The following is a 15,585-nucleotide window of genomic DNA, read 5'->3' on the forward strand; positions in this document are numbered from 1 at the left end:
GCCACAACTCACTCGCGACGTAACGCGACTGTCTTCAGCCTGCCACGACTGCGCGGTCCTTGGCCAGGGGATCCCCCAGCGGGTCCCGGGCCAGAACCTCGTCGTCCGGCCGGTCGTCCCGTTCGGGCGGCCCACCGTAGGAGACGGCGAGAGCGACGAGGAGGTTGAGTGCGAGCGCCACAATTCCCGCGTTCATTCCCCAGACCGGATCATGCCCGCCGAACACCAGGACACACACGGCCACCACCCCCACCACGAGCCCACTCAGCGCCCCTGCCCACGTGAGCTTCCGCCACACCAGCCCCAGCAGCAGCATGGGCAGCAGCTGCGCCATCCCCTCGTAGGAGATGAGCGAGAGCCGTACGAGGGTGTCGGGCGCGGTGTACGTGAGGACGAGCGCGAGCGTCCCCGCCACGACGACGACCACCTGCGAGGCGAGCTTCTCCCGCCCGCGCCACCTGGGCACGTGACCGAGCACGCTGCGCCCCCACATGGTGCCGATGACCAGCATGAACACCGCCATGGGCACGATCGACGACAGCGCGGCCGCGACCCCGATGACACCGACCGCCCAGGCCGGCAGCGAGTCGACGACCAGCTGGAAGAGCGCCAGGTTCGAATCGGCCCCGACCAGCCCGGGCACGACGAACAGGGCGGCGATCCCGAGCAGCATCGGGACGAACAGCAGGACGTTGTAGGCCGGCAGCCAGATCGCGTTGCGCCGCAGCCCGTCGGCGGACCGCGCACCGAGGTAACCGGCCACGGTGGTCGGAAAGATCACCACTGTCAGCGAATTCAGGAAGGACGTCGTGATGAACCACACCTGCCCGAATCCACTGTCCCCGTGCCCGGGAAAGGTCAGCCAGTCCCGCTTCTCCGCCACCACTTGGTCGAGAAAGGGCTCGTACCCGCCGAAGTAATGCAGCGGCACATAGACGGCCAGGAATCCCAGGGTCAGAATCACCATGCCGTCCTTCAGTACCGAAACCCACGCACTGCCCCGGAGCCCGCTCACCACCACGAATCCCACGGTGACGGCGAACCCGATGAAATAGGCCCAGTTGAGGCTGATCGCCCCGTACGAAATGGTCGAGACGACCACTCCCATACCGGTGATCTGCAACTGGATATAGGGCAGCAGAAAAACGGAGGCGAGCACGGCGACGACCGCTCCCAGCCACTTCTTCCCGTACCGGTGGGCCACCATGTCGGTGATCCCGACGAGCGAGTGGCGGCGCGCGTACGCCCACAGCATCGGCCCGACGACGTACCCCACCGCGTAACCGCAGGACATGTAGGCGACGACGTACAGCACCGGCGCCCCGTAGTTGTAGCCCCAGCCCGCGGCCCCCAGGTAGCTGAAGCTCGTGTACCCCTCCCCCGCCATCAGCACCCAGATGAAGACGGCCCCGAGGCTGCGGCCGCCCACCGACCACTCGGCGAGCCCGCCACTCCCGCCTCCGCGCCCGCGCATCGCGAGCAGCCCGAGGCCGACGGTGCCCACCATGAAGACCCCGAAGATGGACGTGGCCACCACTGCGGAACTCATCGCCGGTGATCCCCCCGCCAGGTCAGCCACACCGAGACGGGCGTGAGGAGAGTCGCCCCGAGCAGCCACACGAACAGGAACGGCAGCCCGAACAGGACGGGCTGCACCCGGTTCACCAGCGGCAGCGCACCCAGGTACAGCACATAGGGCACCAGCAGCCACAGCAGCTGCGGGCGCCGCTTGAGCAGGTGAGGGCGGGGGTCCCGGGACTCACGGGGCACGGCGTCGGGGGAATCACTTGGCACGCCGCGACCCTAGCCCCCTGCCGCGACGGGCCCCGCGCCGGCGGTCGGAAGAGCCCGGAAAACGCCCCGGACCCGCCAATAAGAATTCAATAGAATTATGTACCACAAGTTGAATCGCCAATACCGCTTGTGCCTTTTACACAGAACCCCAGAAACCATTGACCGCACCGTTCCCGTCGTGCTTCGATTCCTTGAGCAGCGCCCATCACCCGGCATCGAAAGAAAGGAATTTCATGCACTTCAAGACGGTGACGAATGCCAGAAATTCGATCCCCGCGGTAATGGCGGCCATTCTGCTGGGTGGCCTGGCGACTCCCACCGCTGCAGCACCCGCGCCTGCGCCCGTGACGCACAAGAAAGCCGTTGCAAACCTGGCGGCAGACAGCTATGACGCCATCTGCCGGAGGAACCCCCGCCATCACGTCCTGAAGCAGTACTACCGCGGACCCGGCGTTTACACCCTGCGATGCGGTACGGCCTCATGGGGCTGGAAGCACATCAAGGCGCGCCACGGCTGGAATGCCGCGATGGACAAGAAGATCAGCGCGGCCTTCTGGTCGGGGCAGCCGAACGGCCGGGGCGGGTACTCGACCTACACCGCCACGTGCCCCTCCAAGGAGAAGTTCCGCACCATCGTCGGCACCCCGGCCGGCCGGAACGACCTCCTCACCGCGTACACGGTGAACACCAAGGCCCTCGCCGCACCATGCTGAGGTCAGCGCCAGGTCACCGCACCGTCGATTGAGGCACTGAGGAGAAAGCAGGATCATGCCGAATCGGACACCGGCCGAAGAAGCCCTGGGGAAATCCTTCATTTCGGGCCCTCCGGGAGACACGACGACATTCCACGTCTCCCAGCTGGTCATCAACGCCCCCCAGGACGGAAAGACAACGCTGGTGTACGACCTTGAGGTGCGGCGCGACAAGCATCCGACGGAGCGATGGGAACTCACCCTCCCGTGGCAGGACACATCCTTCCGCGATGTGTTCCTTTCCCCCGCGCCTTCTCCCGAACGCCTCCGCCAGTTGGTGTTCCTCACTCACTCACTGATCGAGGAGTGGTGGGACACCAAGGAGCACAATCGGAAATCAGCAAAAATGGCCCGCCGCCTTCCGGGAACCTGACCTCGACCTCTCCTGACAGCCCACCGGATGGGCCGTCACGTAACGAAGGCCGGCCACTTCCGGCGGACGCCCACCCAACCCCTGGGCAGGTTCCCCCACCACTGGGGAGGGGCCTGCGCCACTCGGGAGGGACACTCCGAAGGAACCACCACCACTGGGCAGGTTCCCCCACCACCCCGACGTTCCTCCGCCACTCCACCGGGGAACGCTCCCCCCATGCACCGCCCCACACCCCCTCCAACGCCCCACGCGGCCACGGATACGGCCACCACCCGGCCGACGCAACCCGCACCTTCAGGCGCACCGCGACCCGAAGTCCCGCACCCTCTCACCCACGCCCCGTACAGCAGTACGGTGTCCCCCATGCGCCCCGACACGCCTTCGCCCGCCGACCACACGACCGAAGCCGAACGTCTGCTGCGCACCGCGGCGCAGTACCCGGAGGACCAGGAGCCGCTGCTGCTCCAGGCGGCGGCCCACCTCGAACTCGCCGGGGACCGGCCCCGCGCGGCCACCCTCTACGACCAGCTCCTCACCGCCACCCCCGAGGACCCGCACCTCGTCAAGGCACTCAAGGCCGCGAACCTGTGGGAGTACGGCCACGAGGCCGAGGCCCGCGCGATCATCGACGGCATCCGCACGGCCGCCCCGCGCACCGCCCAGCCGTGGGCGGTCGTCGCCGAGGCCCTGGAGAACCACGACGAACTCCAGCAGGCCCACGACGCGTACACCACCGCCCTCACCCTCCTCGTGGACCCCTCGGACTCCGAGGTCCCGTACGCCACCCGCCCGCTCCTCACCGGCCGCCACCGCGTCCGCCGGATGCTGGGCAAGGCGCACGACAGCTGGGACGCCCTCGCGGACACGGTGAACCCGGGCCCGGTCCCCCTGGACGAGCTCCACGACCCGAAACGCCTGTGGGCGCTGGGCTCCTCGGACCCCGCCGAGCTCCGCGCCGAAATCGAGCGGCTCCAGGCGGAGTTGGGCTCGTACCGCGCGGCCCTCTCCCGCCCGTTCCCGGTGGCCCTGCTGCACTGGCCGGCCGACGAGTACGAGGAACTGCGCGCCACGCACCCGACGCTCGCCGCCGAGTACCCGCCCACCCACGCGGAGCACCTGGCGGGCCTGGAGTCCTCGCTCCGCGAACTGGCCGCGGCCGGCACCCCGAACCTGGGCGTGGTCACCGGCTCCATCCCCTCCTACGAAGCCTTCGCCGCCTCGGAACGCACCACCCCGGACTCCACGTCCCTCCTCGCCGAATACGCCACCACCCTGGCCGCCCGAGGCCGCGCCTCCTTCTGGCCCCCGTTGGCCTCGGCCCCGTGCTGGTGCGGCTCGGGAGACGCGTACCGCGACTGCCACGGGGGGACGACCGCGACGGTGGTCTGAGCAGTTTTTTGTCGACCCGTCGCCTGGGCCCCTTCATCCAGCGGACCGGCTACCGCCAAGCGGCACAGCGTCCGGGTGGAGGGGCCCTTCTGGCTTGATTCGCAGGATTCTCCGCCCTGCCGACGGCCGGTGCAGTAACTTCTCCAATGGATCTTTGAACTGCCTGTACGACTGGCCGCTAACCCCCACGCAGGCCCAGTCCCTGTGTGTCCGAGGTATGCCATGTCACCGTATGAATCCAGCGCCTCCTGGCAGTACGACGTGCCCACCAGCGGCAGCAAGCGGCTGCCGCCGGACGCACGTTACGTGGAGGCCCTCACTCACCAGGGTTACAGCTTCGAGGCCGCAGTCGCGGACCTGGTCGACAACTCGCTCGACGCGGGTGCGCACAATGTGGTCATCAGCTTTCTGCGCGATGAAGACCGACTAGTCAGCCTCCTGATCGTCGATGACGGCCGGGGCATGGACGAGCCGGGCCTGGATACGGCAATGACGGTCGGCGGGCAGAACCGGTACGCGGAGGGCTCGCTGGGCAAGTTCGGCACGGGGCTCAAAGCCGCCTCCATGTCAAAGGCCGATGCCCTCAGCGTTATCAGCCGTACCAAGACCAGTCCGGCCGCCGGACGCCGCTGGCTGACCGCTCACGCACGGGACGACTTCAGCTGTGACATCGTCGACGCCGCGTACTGCCAAGACCTGGTTGACCGGTATGACGGCGTGATCAGCTGGCACGGCACGATCGTCCGCTGGGACGGGGTCCCGGACTTCGAGACGATTGCCCAGCATCAGACTGACCGCTACCTGGACGAAGCGATCGAGAAACTGGAGACCCACCTCGGTCTCTACCTTCACCGTTTCCTGGCCCGCGAGGACTTCCACCTCGACATCGCAGTCGAGGATGTACGCACCAAGGAGATCCTGGACCAGCGAGGGGTGCTGCCCATCGACCCCTTCGGGTACCGGGTGCCTGGGAGGGCGGGCTACCCCCGTCCCCTCACGGCTCCGGTCGAAGGGGTTGGCGATGTCACCCTCACCGCCCACATCTGGCCGCCGAAATCGCCCCTGACCGGATTCCGGCTGTCCCGTCTCGGCTCCCTCACCGAGCATCAGGGCTTCTACTTCTACCGGCACGACCGTCTTATTCAGGCCGGCGGCTGGCAGGGCGTGCGGCTCACGGAGCCCCACCTGAACCTGGCTCGGGTCGCAGTTGACCTGCCCGATCAGGAGAACAGTGTTTTCAAGCTCACCGTCAAGAAGGACGGCCTCAATACGACACGGGCCTTCGCCCATGCCGTCGAGAGGGCAACGGACACCAGCGGGCTCACCTTCCACGACTTCCTGCGCGACGCGCAAACCGTGTACCGCGAGGCATCATCCCGCTCGGAAGTCGTACGCAAGGCCGTGATCCCGCCCGGCAAGGGCCTGGACCCGAAGGTGAAACGGGCCATCCTGGAAGAGCTCCCGGAGAAGACCGGGGAGGACCCGATCGCGCTGAACTGGGTGGCGCTGCCAGCTGACCGCTTCTTCGCCCTAGACCGCGACAACCGGGTCATCCAGCTCAACCAGTTCTACCGGGACGCCTTCAACAGCAACCGGCGCGGCGGCTCAAATGACGCCCCGATGGTCAAGACCTTGCTGTATCTCCTGCTGGAGGAACTGTTCGGCTTCGCCCGGATGGAGAAGAAGCGCAGCGACCAGCTGGACTACTGGAACACGATCCTGCTCGCGGCGGTAAGAGCCGAGCGCGAACGTCTCACCATCTGACCCACACCCCGGCTGCCGTACCTCTACTGCCCCGCCAGGCGGCTCCCGCTGTTGAAAGGCCTCCACACGATGACCGACGCCACCAGCGACGTACACGCATCGGGCGACGTCCTGCTCGACGTCTACCGCGAGACTCTGGGCGGGATGGCGATCCGGCCCAAGCCGCTCCTCAAGTGGGTCAGACTGACGGCCGAGGAGGATCCGGCGGGACTCCCCGCGTACTCCCTCAGCGAGGAAGCCCTGCGGGAGCAACTGGCTGACGTGGAAAGCCCATTCACCCTCTTGTGGAAGCGGACTCTCAGTAACTGGGACCGCGCCCCGGAGCCCGCCTGGTCCAACAGTCCTCCGCACACCGAGGAGCGCCGGGCGGACGCGTACTCCCGCCTCTGCATCAACCTCGATCTGCGCAAGGTGCTCGATACGGTGGCACCGGTCGCCAAGGCTCCCGAGGTCACGGTGATCGCCAAGGAGCACCGCCCTTGGTACAGCAGAGATACCGCTGCCAGCCGGGCCTTCTACTGGCCGGCGTACGAGAGGTATCTGCGCGAGACCAAGGGGTGGGACGAGACCGCCATCGCCACTCTCGACGTGGCCAGTCACAGCGTGGTGGAACGGCTCAGCGACCCCAGCCGCTCGGAGGCGTACGGTGCCCGCGGGCTAGTCGTGGGCTATGTCCAGTCCGGCAAGACCGCCAACTTCACCGGCGTCACCGCGAAGGCCATCGACGCGGGCTACCGACTCGTGATCATCCTGGGCGGCACGCTGAACCTGCTGCGCGGCCAGACCCAGCGCCGTATCGACATGGAACTGGTGGGCCAGGAGAACATCCTGCGCGGCGCGGACCCCTCCGACCTGGACTCCCTGGTCGGCATCGACTACCAGGACGACGAGGACTGGCCCGCCAGATTCGTCTCGCATGGCGGCCGCCCCTCTGCCCTGCACGCCTTCGACATCGAACGCCTCACCACCCGCGAAGACGACTACAAGAGTCTGCTCACCGGCATTCGCACGCTTGAATTCGAGAAGCAGGACCGCAACCGCCCGCTGCACGCACCGGAGAACCTGCACCACGCGGCAGCCCGGCTGATGGTCGTCAAGAAGAACAAGTCTGTCCTGTCCAAGCTGGTCACCGACCTCAAAAAGATCGGCCCGATCCTCGGTGAGATTCCGGCACTGATCATCGACGACGAGTCGGACCAGGCGTCGGTCAACACCACGGACCCGGCGAAGTGGGAAGCCGGGGAGGTCACCAGAACTGCTATCAACGGCCTGATCTCCGACCTCCTCACCCTCCTCCCCCGCGCCCAGTACGTCGGTTACACAGCCACACCCTTCGCTAACGTCTTCGTCGACCCAGGCGACAGCCAGGACATCTTCCCTCGCGACTTTCTCATCTCACTGCCGCGCCCGACCGGGTACATGGGCGTACAGGACTTCCACGACCTTGATTCCCCGGTCCCGTACGACGAACGAACCGTCGCCAACTCGCAGGAGAAGGCCCATACCCGCGGCATCTACGACTCCACGGGCGACCGCCTTCAGGAAGCCATGGACGCTTTCGTCCTCTCCGGCGCCCTCAAGCTTTACCGCGCTGACCACGGCGTCCCCGAGGGGCCGTTCCGCCACCACACCATGCTGGTCCACGAGTCCGTCCGTACGAACGATCACAGTGCCCTCGCGCTGCGCATCAACACCATGTGGCACCAAGCTGGTTATGCCGGCCCGTCCGGCCACGCCCGCCTGATGAAGCTCCTCGACTCCGACTTCTCCCGGGTCTCCGGGACCCAGGCAGAATCACTGCCCTTCCCGCCCTCCTACGAGGAACTACGGCAGTACGTCGCCCGTGCACGCCAGCTGATCAACAACGGCGGCGAGCCGGTCGTCATCGTCAATGGCGACTCAGACAAGTTCTTCCAGCAGATCAACCTCGACTTCGACCGCACGCCGAACGTCTGGAAGATCCTGGTCGGCGGCACCAAGCTCTCCCGTGGCTTCACCGTCGAGGGCCTCACCGTCACCTATTACCGCCGCACCACCCAGCAGGCCGACACCCTGATGCAAATGGGCCGCTGGTTCGGCTTCCGCCCGAATTACCGCGATCTGGTCCGCCTCTACATCGGCCGGGAGGAACCGTTCGGCCGCACCAAGACGATTGACCTGTACGAAGCCTTCGAAGCTATCTGCCAGGACGAAGAGGACTTCCGCGCCGAACTCAAACGCTACGCAGGCCTGGTAGACGGCAAGCCTTTGGTGACTCCAGCCGAGATCCCGCCCCTGGTGTCCCAGCACCTCTCCTGGATCAAGCCGTCGGCCCGCAACAAGATGTTCAACGCGGAGCTGGTCGAGATCCGGTCACCGGGTGAGCCTATCGAGCCGCTCAACTACCCGCTGGACACCAGGGCGGCCGAACGTAACACCAGCCGCTGGTCTCCGGTACTGAGCGCTCTCAGCGGCACGAGCATCCCGTGCCGTCTCCTTCCTGACGCCAGCAGTGCCCTGCGCCGGAGCTTCCACTCCGCCACCGCCGTTGTCAGCCACGCGGAGCTGCTGAGCGTCCTGGGCGGTCTGGAGTGGGAGGACGGCGGCACCCGTTTCGCTCCGCATCTCACGTATCTGGCCCAGTTGGACGGAACGCTGGCGAAGGTCGACGACTGGCTGGTCATCGCCCCGCACCGAGCGGAGAAGCGCCGCATCGAGGGCACGGTCCTCGGCCACGGCCCCTTCTCGCTCTTCCGGCGAAGCCGTCAGGCCGGAAAGACTTCTTTCGGCCGTATCTCCGGCAAGGAACACCGCGACTACGCACGCCATCTGGTCGATTCCGCAGCTCCCGGTACGGACCCCTTCGCGGTCGGACCGCAGCGGGGCGTGGTGCTTCTCTACCCGGTGGTGGAAGCGATGGAGGACACGGAAGTACAAGCGGCCGCAGCCACCGGAGTCGTTGACCCCGCCCAGGTGACCATGGCGTTCACTCTCATCCCGCCGCGTGAAGCCATCGACTCCAAGCGGGAGCTCGTCCGTTTCCGCGCGAAGGACTCCAGCCGGTCCGGGGACATCGTGGTGGACACCGCCGAGTAGCTGTCTCCTTCACCCAGCAACGCAACAGCAGAGGATGCTTCTTGCTTCCGTTCGACATCTCAGCAGCGGTCAACATCCACTCCCGGCGCTTCCTCGACGAAGACCTGGAACTAGCGGCGGTCTACCACCATCTGTTGTCTCTTGACCCCGCCGGAGAGCGCTTCGCCGCAGTGCTGCGGGACACGATCGACCAGCTCCTCAACGGCGAAGTCACAGGCCGCTACGACTGGAAAACTCTGTTCAAGACAGAGAAGACACACGCTGGCACCATCGTGGAGATCAACCTCCAGCGCGAGTTCAAGTTCGCTGATGGCAAGGACATGGACTACCAGATCGCCGGCGTCGACGTGGACTGCAAGTACTCCCAGAAGTTCGGCAGCTGGATGATCCCGCCGGAGGCGATGGGCCACCTGTGCCTCCTGGTCTGGGCAGACGATTACACGAGCAAGTGGAGCGCGGGCCTGCTCCGCATAACGCCGGAGTGGCTGAACCTGGGGAACAACCGCGATCTGAAGATGACGGTCAAGGCCGAGCACCGGGACAAGATCCTCTGGCTGTGGAACAGCGCGGAACTGCCGGAAAACATCCTGCTGCACATGTCCGATGCGGACCGCGAGGCCGTCTTCGCCAGATCGTCAGGACAGGCCCGTCTCAACGAACTCTTCCGCCGCATCCAGAAGCACCCGATCAGCCGGAACGTCGTACGTACGGTGGCACAGCAGAAGGACTACATGAAGCGGGTACGGGGGAACGGCGGAGCACGTTCAGCCCTCCGGAACGAGGGGATTTTGATCATGGGTGACTACGCGAGCCATCAGCGGGTCGCAAGGCAACTGGCTATCGCTGTCCCGCGTGAAGGCGAGTTCGTCAGCGTGCGGGTGACAGAAGCTCCTGAAGAGGGTGCCCGGCGCCCAAGCGTCTTGCTGGACGGCCGTCACTGGACCGTGGCCGCCGCCGATGATGAGGTGCGCACTGCGCCTGAGCTGCCGAAGCATACGAAGTAGCGAAGGGCTCCTGGACGAGTGGCCGAGAACTGGGAACTTCCCGCTGGCTCATGGGCTTCGTCGGCTGAACGGCGGCGGAACATGCAGGCGATCCGCAGCCGCGACACGAAGCCGGAGCTCCTGGTGCGACGGCTTCTGCACGCCCAGGGCCTGCGCTACCGGGTAGCGGCCAAACCCCTGCCTGAGCTGCGGCGCACCGCGGACCTCGTGTTCCGTCCCGCCCGGGTCGCCGTCTTCATCGACGGATGTTACTGGCACGGATGCCCCGAACACTACGTGCCGCCGAAAACCAACCCGGGCTACTGGTCAGAGAAAGTGGCACGAAACGTAGCGCGAGACCTCGACACCAACAGGCAACTAGCCGAGGCCGACTGGCTCGTGCTCCGGTTCTGGGAGCACGAGCCGTCCGTTGCCTGCGCGGCCCGGATCGCGGAGGAGGTCCGCAAACGGCGCGGAGGGGCCGTATGATGCCCCCACGGGATCACGGTTACAGCGGGCGGGCGTCCCGCTCACGGGCAGCACGCAGAACCTCAATAACTGACATACCGACCGCTTTCGCGACCGGCGGCGGGAACGCGTTACCCACCTGCCGGTACTGTGCGGTCTTCCCTCCGACGAAGTCCCACTCAGGCGGGAATCCCTGGATGATTGCGGCCTGCTGAACCGTGAGCATGGGGCCATCCGGGCCGAACAGGTCCCTGTCCTGCGTGCCCTTGAGCGCGCAGAGTTCAGCGTCGTTGGCTACACCGAACCCGGAAATACCCAGCTGCTTCCACGCGGCCTTCGCACGGCTGGGGCCAAGGTCAGCGCCGCCGTGCTTTTTCGAGCCGCCCACGAGGGTGGGGGCGATGCCGTTCCCTTTGCCCTTCTGCGCGTCCCGGCGCAGCGTCGCCTTGTCGAGCCAGAGTTCGTGCTTCGCTCGTGCGACCTGGTCGTGGGGGCCGTCGTAGTACCTCTCGAACCTCTCCTGCATGGTGTCATGGAGCGCCTCGACGACACTCACCGGTGTCTCATGCGTGGCCGTCGGCCATTCGTACTTCAGATCCTCAATAACGTCTTTTCTGATGGCGACGAGGATCGCCCTTGGCCTGAGCTGCGGCACACCGAAGTTGCTCGCCTCGAGTACACCCCAGTGGCAGACCTTGTAGTCGAGTCCCTCGTCCTGGGCTTCCGCACCGTCCTCGCCCCGGTATGTACCCCCCTGCAGGCGGGCCACGATCCAGTCCCGGTAGTCAGTGAACTTCGGGTCCATGATCCCGCGCACGTTCTCGATCAGGACGGCGCGAGGATTGAAGCGTTCCACCAGCTCCAGCATGCGCGGGAAGAGATCACGGTCGTCGTCTCTGCCCAGCTGCTTTCCGGCGTGGGAGAACGGAGGGCAAGGGACCCCGCCGGCCAGCAGGTCCAGACCGTCTGCTTTGAAGAGAGCCGCACTCTTCTCCAGACTGTTCTCGTCGAAGTCTTTGACGTCCGTGGGAGGCAGCACGTCGCAATAACGCCTCTCCCACTCCCACCCAGCCCGCTCCGCAACGTTTCGCTGCAGCGTGAGCGCGGCGTGCGGGTCGATCTCAACCAGAGCGAGGTGCCGGAATCCCGCCTGGTGCAGCCCGATCGCCTGCCCGCCGGCCCCCGCGCAGATCTCAATCGAGGTGAAACCCGCCTCAGTGCTGTTCACGCACCCTCCTTACAAACTTGCACGGCAGCTGCTTGATGCAACATGCCCTCACAGAGGGTGACATGCCCCACTGACAACGCCCTCTAGTGTGCGTCATCCGCACGCGTAGGCAGAACGTCCCCGCAGAGAGCGCCGGCCGACCACGTACGGCCATGCGGAAACGTCTTCTCTACGGGAACGAGGTGCGAGCATTGGAAAGGCACACAGGCCTTCTAGGTGCCCTCGTCAGGCGGCATCCCCCTTCGGTTTGGTTTCCGCGCTGCCGCAGCGGGTGACCGTAACGGTGATCTTCTCCTGCGTGCTCCACTCTCCTCCGTCATAGGTGGTGGGGCGCATGGCCCCCTCCCACTCGACCCGGGTCGTGACCTCCGACCAGCGGTGCTGTTTCCTGGGGATGTCCATCTGATTGTTCTCCGTACAAGCTATTTGGGACGGGTGGACGTACTCGGACGCGCAGTGGCCAGTCCTGGACCGGTAGCGCGCGAGAAAAGGTGCCTCGACGGGGGGTTTAGCCGCGCAAGCCCCCCCAGGGGCCGGTGAAGAGCGTCCGCGGGCAGTGCGGCGCGCATGACCAGTTCCGCGTACGCGGCGAGGTCCAGGTTCATCAGAGTCAGAGCCGTGCGCATCGTGTCGGTCTGGGGGCGTTCCCGCCCGCCGAGCAAGACGGCCTCGGCCAGAGCCTCGTGGCCTGACGCATCGAGTTCTGCCACGAAGACCGCCAGTTCCTCAGGGGTCCTGGTTTCGCTGACCGACCAGGTGAGCCTGCGGACCATTCCCAAGTCGCCGGTGGCGCGGGCGGTCAGCAACTCCCTGAACGCCGAAAGATCATTCCGGGAGAACGCCCTCCGGTGATCGGTGTGCCGGTCCTGTGCCGGTCGGGTTGCCGGAAGCTGGCCGGATGGGTCAGCCCTCACGCCAGTTCCAGGCGCAGGTACCTTTCCCGCACTGCCGCAGTTCGCCGCCGCCCTGACGTCTGCGCTCGTACTCGCGTTCACCGCCCGCTTGCGGCGCGCGGCGACTTCCCTGAGTTTTTCGAGCTCCGCCAGGGGGATGAGCGCCGCCCCGACGGGAGCGGCGGAGCGGACCCGCGCGTACATCGCACGGAGCCGGTTCAGGCTGGGCACCCGGCGCCCCGCCCAGTACTGCGACAGGCAGCCCGGCGAGATGGCCAGGTACTGCGCCCGGCTGGCCTGCCGGTCCGTGGGTAAGACGACGCACAGGCCCCGCCACTGGTCGACGAACGGTCTCCGTTCCGGCGTGCACTCCCGTGCGTACCCCAATTTCACGTGCCCTTGCGCGGCCACGACCACCCCTCGCATTTGTGCGGACTGCGACAGCGATCAATGCTTCACGCCGAGGCGACCCGAGGCAAGCCCTGCTTCGAAAGATTCGCCGGACCATGTTTGCAATTCCAAGTTTTCAGTTAGCGGACCGTAAGTGACGTGTTTTCATTTAACGACGGGTGATGATGAAAAGCTTGCTTTTATCCCTCCTCACGGAGTCAAATGATGCGCATGCCTCCTTCCTTGGGGGCGGGGCGGCCCTGTACGCGAGGGAAACGAGCGCCGCAAGCCAGATCAAAGGAGCGAAGCATGAATTCTCAGGACATTCCCTCCTGGCGGGAAGCAGGGCGGGGCACGATGGTGAGGTGCGCCCTGTGGCTCGTCAGTGAGGTGGGCCTGGGTGAGGTCTTCACGAAGACCTCACTGCGTGAAGCCTTTCCTGAGACCTCGCAGATCGACCGGCGCATGCGGGACTTGCGCGACCGGGGGTGGGTTATCGCGACGAACCGGGAAGACCCCACCCTGACTCCGAGCGAGCACCGCTTCGTCACCATGGGGGCCGAAGTCTGGAAGCCGGGCCAGTCAAAGGCGAAGACGCCGGCCGCGATGATCACAGCCACTCAGCGCCGCGAGATCTTCGACCTGGACGGCCACTTGTGCCGGATCTGCGGAGTCGCTGCCGGCGAAGCCTACGACGGCGGCGTCGAGACCGCGCAGCTGGATGTGGCAAGGCGCGATGTGCTGAAACCGGACGGGAGCATGGGGACCGAGATGGTCACCGAGTGCAAGCGCTGCAGGATCGGCGGGCGGGGTACACAGGCGGACCTGGCCGGGCTGCTTGGCCGGCTGGAGAGGATGAGCGGGATCGAGCGTGAGCACTTCGCCATGTGGCTGGCGGCGGACCGCCGGGACTTCAGCCCAATGGAGCAGCTCTGGGGCGAGTACCGCACACTGCCAGCCGAGTCCCGCAAGGCCGTCCGGGACGCCGCCCGCACATTTTGACGCGGCAGAGACAGTGTCGATACATGCCGGCCGTCATACGGCGCGGCTGGGGATTCAGGAGAAGTACGGATGCTGAAGTTCGACCTCCCACCCAGGGCAGAGCAGAACGCTGATCTCGTCGCGAAGCGTCTCAAGGAGGTCATGGAGGGAGACGGGCCGAGGGAAACGGTGACCGTCGAGTGGAACGGCCGGCCGGTGCACGTCGGCGTGATCGACATGCCGCTCCGTGAACTCTGCTACAACCCGGCGACTCACCGGATCCGGGCGCAGCGCGACCACGACCCGGCTCTCGCCAGGAAGCTGGATGCTGACCCATGGGCTGATGAAAGCCAGGAGTACCTCCACCGTCTTCTCGTAGGCAAGCCCACAAACCCAGATGAACCTGACCCAGAATTCCAGGCATTGCTGGAAAGCCTCCGGGATGTGGACCAGCAGGAGCCTGGTCTCATCACCCATTCGGGAATCCTGGTCAACGGCAACACTCGGGCAGCCGCGCTCAGAAATCTGCAGAAGCCGTCTATCCGGGTGGGCGTACTGCCTTCTTCGTTCACCTGGGACGACATCAACGCTGTTGAACTCTCCCTCCAGCTGCGGCCGGACAAGCGCCGGGATTACTCCTACATCAACCGCCTGATCGCCATGGAAGAACAGGAGTACATGGGGCGATCGGCCGATGACATCGCACGCTCTTTCCACATTCAGAAAAAGACTTTTCAGCAGGAGCGCTGGATTCTCGGCGTGATCCGGGAAATGATCGACCGCAGCCGGACCGCGGAGGGGGTGCAGCTCGGGCTGGCAGACTTCGAAGGACATCAGGAGAACCTGAAGGAACTGCACCGGAACTACTTCAAGGCGGCGGCCAGCAGTCAGGATCTAGCTGACCGGGTAAAGGAAAACCGCATCGTCGCCATCGTCCTCGACTTCGCTAAGACACAGACCCGGCTCATCGGGGGAGATTTCCATGAGAAGTACCTTGAAAATTCCGTTCCGCAGCATCTCCTGACCCCCGCGGAAGAGACCGCGGCAACAGCGATTCCTGGACTCGGGGTTTCAGTCTCGGCCCCCGTCGGCTCTGTCGCGCAAGCGCGCGCCCTTACCGACCAGGTGCTCCAGGCGAAGGCCGCAGCGATCTCCCGCAGCAACCCCGCAGAGGTGCGGCAAGCGGCTCAGAAAGTGGTCTCCGACGCCCGTAAAGGCGTGCGGCGCGCAATTGACGAAGCGGCTCGGGATGACCGTCTGAGAAAGGTTCAGCAGACCGCCGCCGAGCGGCTGGACGACGCACGGGCCTCCGTGGACCAGTGTGTCACCGACCTCACGCAGGCCTTCTCCAGCAACAGCCTGGATGAGGAAGCTTTCGACGCGGCGCTACTGCGTCTCAGGGGAAGCCTGGTGAAGCTCGCACGGCAGGCGAACCGGGGTGTCAGTGCACGCGACGAGGGCATGGCCTGGCTGCTCAAAGCCAGTGGGAGCTGAC

Annotated in this window: 13 protein-coding genes; 9 read left to right on the forward strand and 4 right to left on the reverse strand. The window is 65.8% G+C overall.

Features of this window, described 5'->3' with window-relative positions; translation table 11 throughout:
- Positions 1-34: 34 nt before the first annotated feature.
- On the reverse strand, positions 35-1,549 hold the full coding sequence (locus ACFWVV_RS29465; protein ID WP_384356546.1) for a sodium:solute symporter: 1,515 nt from the start codon (positions 1,547-1,549) through the stop codon (positions 35-37).
- A complete protein-coding gene (locus ACFWVV_RS29470) occupies positions 1,546-1,794 on the reverse strand; it encodes a DUF3311 domain-containing protein (protein ID WP_384356543.1) in 249 nt (82 codons plus the stop codon). Before ACFWVV_RS29470 ends, ACFWVV_RS29465 begins: the two co-directional genes overlap by 4 nt.
- Positions 1,795-2,138: 344 nt before the next feature.
- Here ACFWVV_RS29470 and ACFWVV_RS29475 point away from each other — a divergent pair, with 344 nt between their 5' ends.
- From ACFWVV_RS29475 to ACFWVV_RS29505, 7 genes are all read left to right on the forward strand, one after another.
- Positions 2,139-2,507: a hypothetical protein gene (locus ACFWVV_RS29475; RefSeq protein ID WP_384422846.1), complete on the forward strand. Its 369-nt coding sequence runs from the start codon at positions 2,139-2,141 to the stop codon at positions 2,505-2,507.
- Between the two features lie 55 nt (positions 2,508-2,562).
- Positions 2,563-2,919 (forward strand): hypothetical protein, encoded by a 357-nt coding sequence (locus ACFWVV_RS29480; RefSeq protein ID WP_384356537.1) that lies wholly within the window; start codon positions 2,563-2,565, stop codon positions 2,917-2,919.
- 363 nt (positions 2,920-3,282) lie between these two features.
- On the forward strand, positions 3,283-4,308 hold the full coding sequence (locus ACFWVV_RS29485; RefSeq protein WP_384356534.1) for an SEC-C metal-binding domain-containing protein: 1,026 nt from the start codon (positions 3,283-3,285) through the stop codon (positions 4,306-4,308).
- 222 nt (positions 4,309-4,530) lie between these two features.
- Positions 4,531-6,072, forward strand: a complete 1,542-nt coding sequence (locus ACFWVV_RS29490) for an ATP-binding protein (RefSeq protein WP_384356531.1) — start codon at positions 4,531-4,533, stop codon at positions 6,070-6,072.
- Positions 6,073-6,141: 69 nt separating this feature from the next.
- On the forward strand, positions 6,142-9,147 hold the full coding sequence (locus ACFWVV_RS29495) for a Z1 domain-containing protein (RefSeq protein ID WP_384356528.1): 3,006 nt from the start codon (positions 6,142-6,144) through the stop codon (positions 9,145-9,147).
- Between the two features lie 41 nt (positions 9,148-9,188).
- Positions 9,189-10,151, forward strand: coding sequence for a NaeI family type II restriction endonuclease (locus tag ACFWVV_RS29500; RefSeq protein ID WP_384356525.1), 963 nt, complete (start codon positions 9,189-9,191; stop codon positions 10,149-10,151).
- Between the two features lie 18 nt (positions 10,152-10,169).
- Positions 10,170-10,619 (forward strand): very short patch repair endonuclease, encoded by a 450-nt coding sequence (locus ACFWVV_RS29505; RefSeq protein ID WP_384356522.1) that lies wholly within the window; start codon positions 10,170-10,172, stop codon positions 10,617-10,619.
- A gap of 19 nt (positions 10,620-10,638) precedes the next feature.
- Here ACFWVV_RS29505 and ACFWVV_RS29510 read toward each other — a convergent pair whose 3' ends face one another.
- Both ACFWVV_RS29510 and ACFWVV_RS29515 read right to left on the reverse strand, forming a co-directional pair.
- Entirely contained in the window at positions 10,639-11,826 is a 1,188-nt protein-coding gene (locus ACFWVV_RS29510; RefSeq protein WP_384356519.1) for a DNA cytosine methyltransferase, read from the reverse strand.
- Positions 11,827-12,051: 225 nt separating this feature from the next.
- Positions 12,052-12,228 carry a hypothetical protein gene (locus tag ACFWVV_RS29515; protein ID WP_384356516.1) on the reverse strand — a complete coding sequence of 59 codons (177 nt, stop codon included), beginning with the start codon at positions 12,226-12,228 and terminating at the stop codon, positions 12,052-12,054.
- Positions 12,229-13,418: 1,190 nt separating this feature from the next.
- Here ACFWVV_RS29515 and ACFWVV_RS29520 point away from each other — a divergent pair.
- Entirely contained in the window at positions 13,419-14,111 is a 693-nt protein-coding gene (locus ACFWVV_RS29520) for a hypothetical protein (protein WP_384356513.1), read from the forward strand.
- A gap of 69 nt (positions 14,112-14,180) precedes the next feature.
- A complete protein-coding gene (locus tag ACFWVV_RS29525) occupies positions 14,181-15,584 on the forward strand; it encodes a transcriptional regulator (RefSeq protein ID WP_384356511.1) in 1,404 nt (467 codons plus the stop codon).
- The last annotated feature ends 1 nt before the right edge of the window (position 15,585 follow it).

It is taken from the genome of Streptomyces sp. NPDC058663 (genome assembly GCF_042716745.1).
GTDB lineage: Bacteria > Actinomycetota > Actinomycetes > Streptomycetales > Streptomycetaceae > Streptomyces.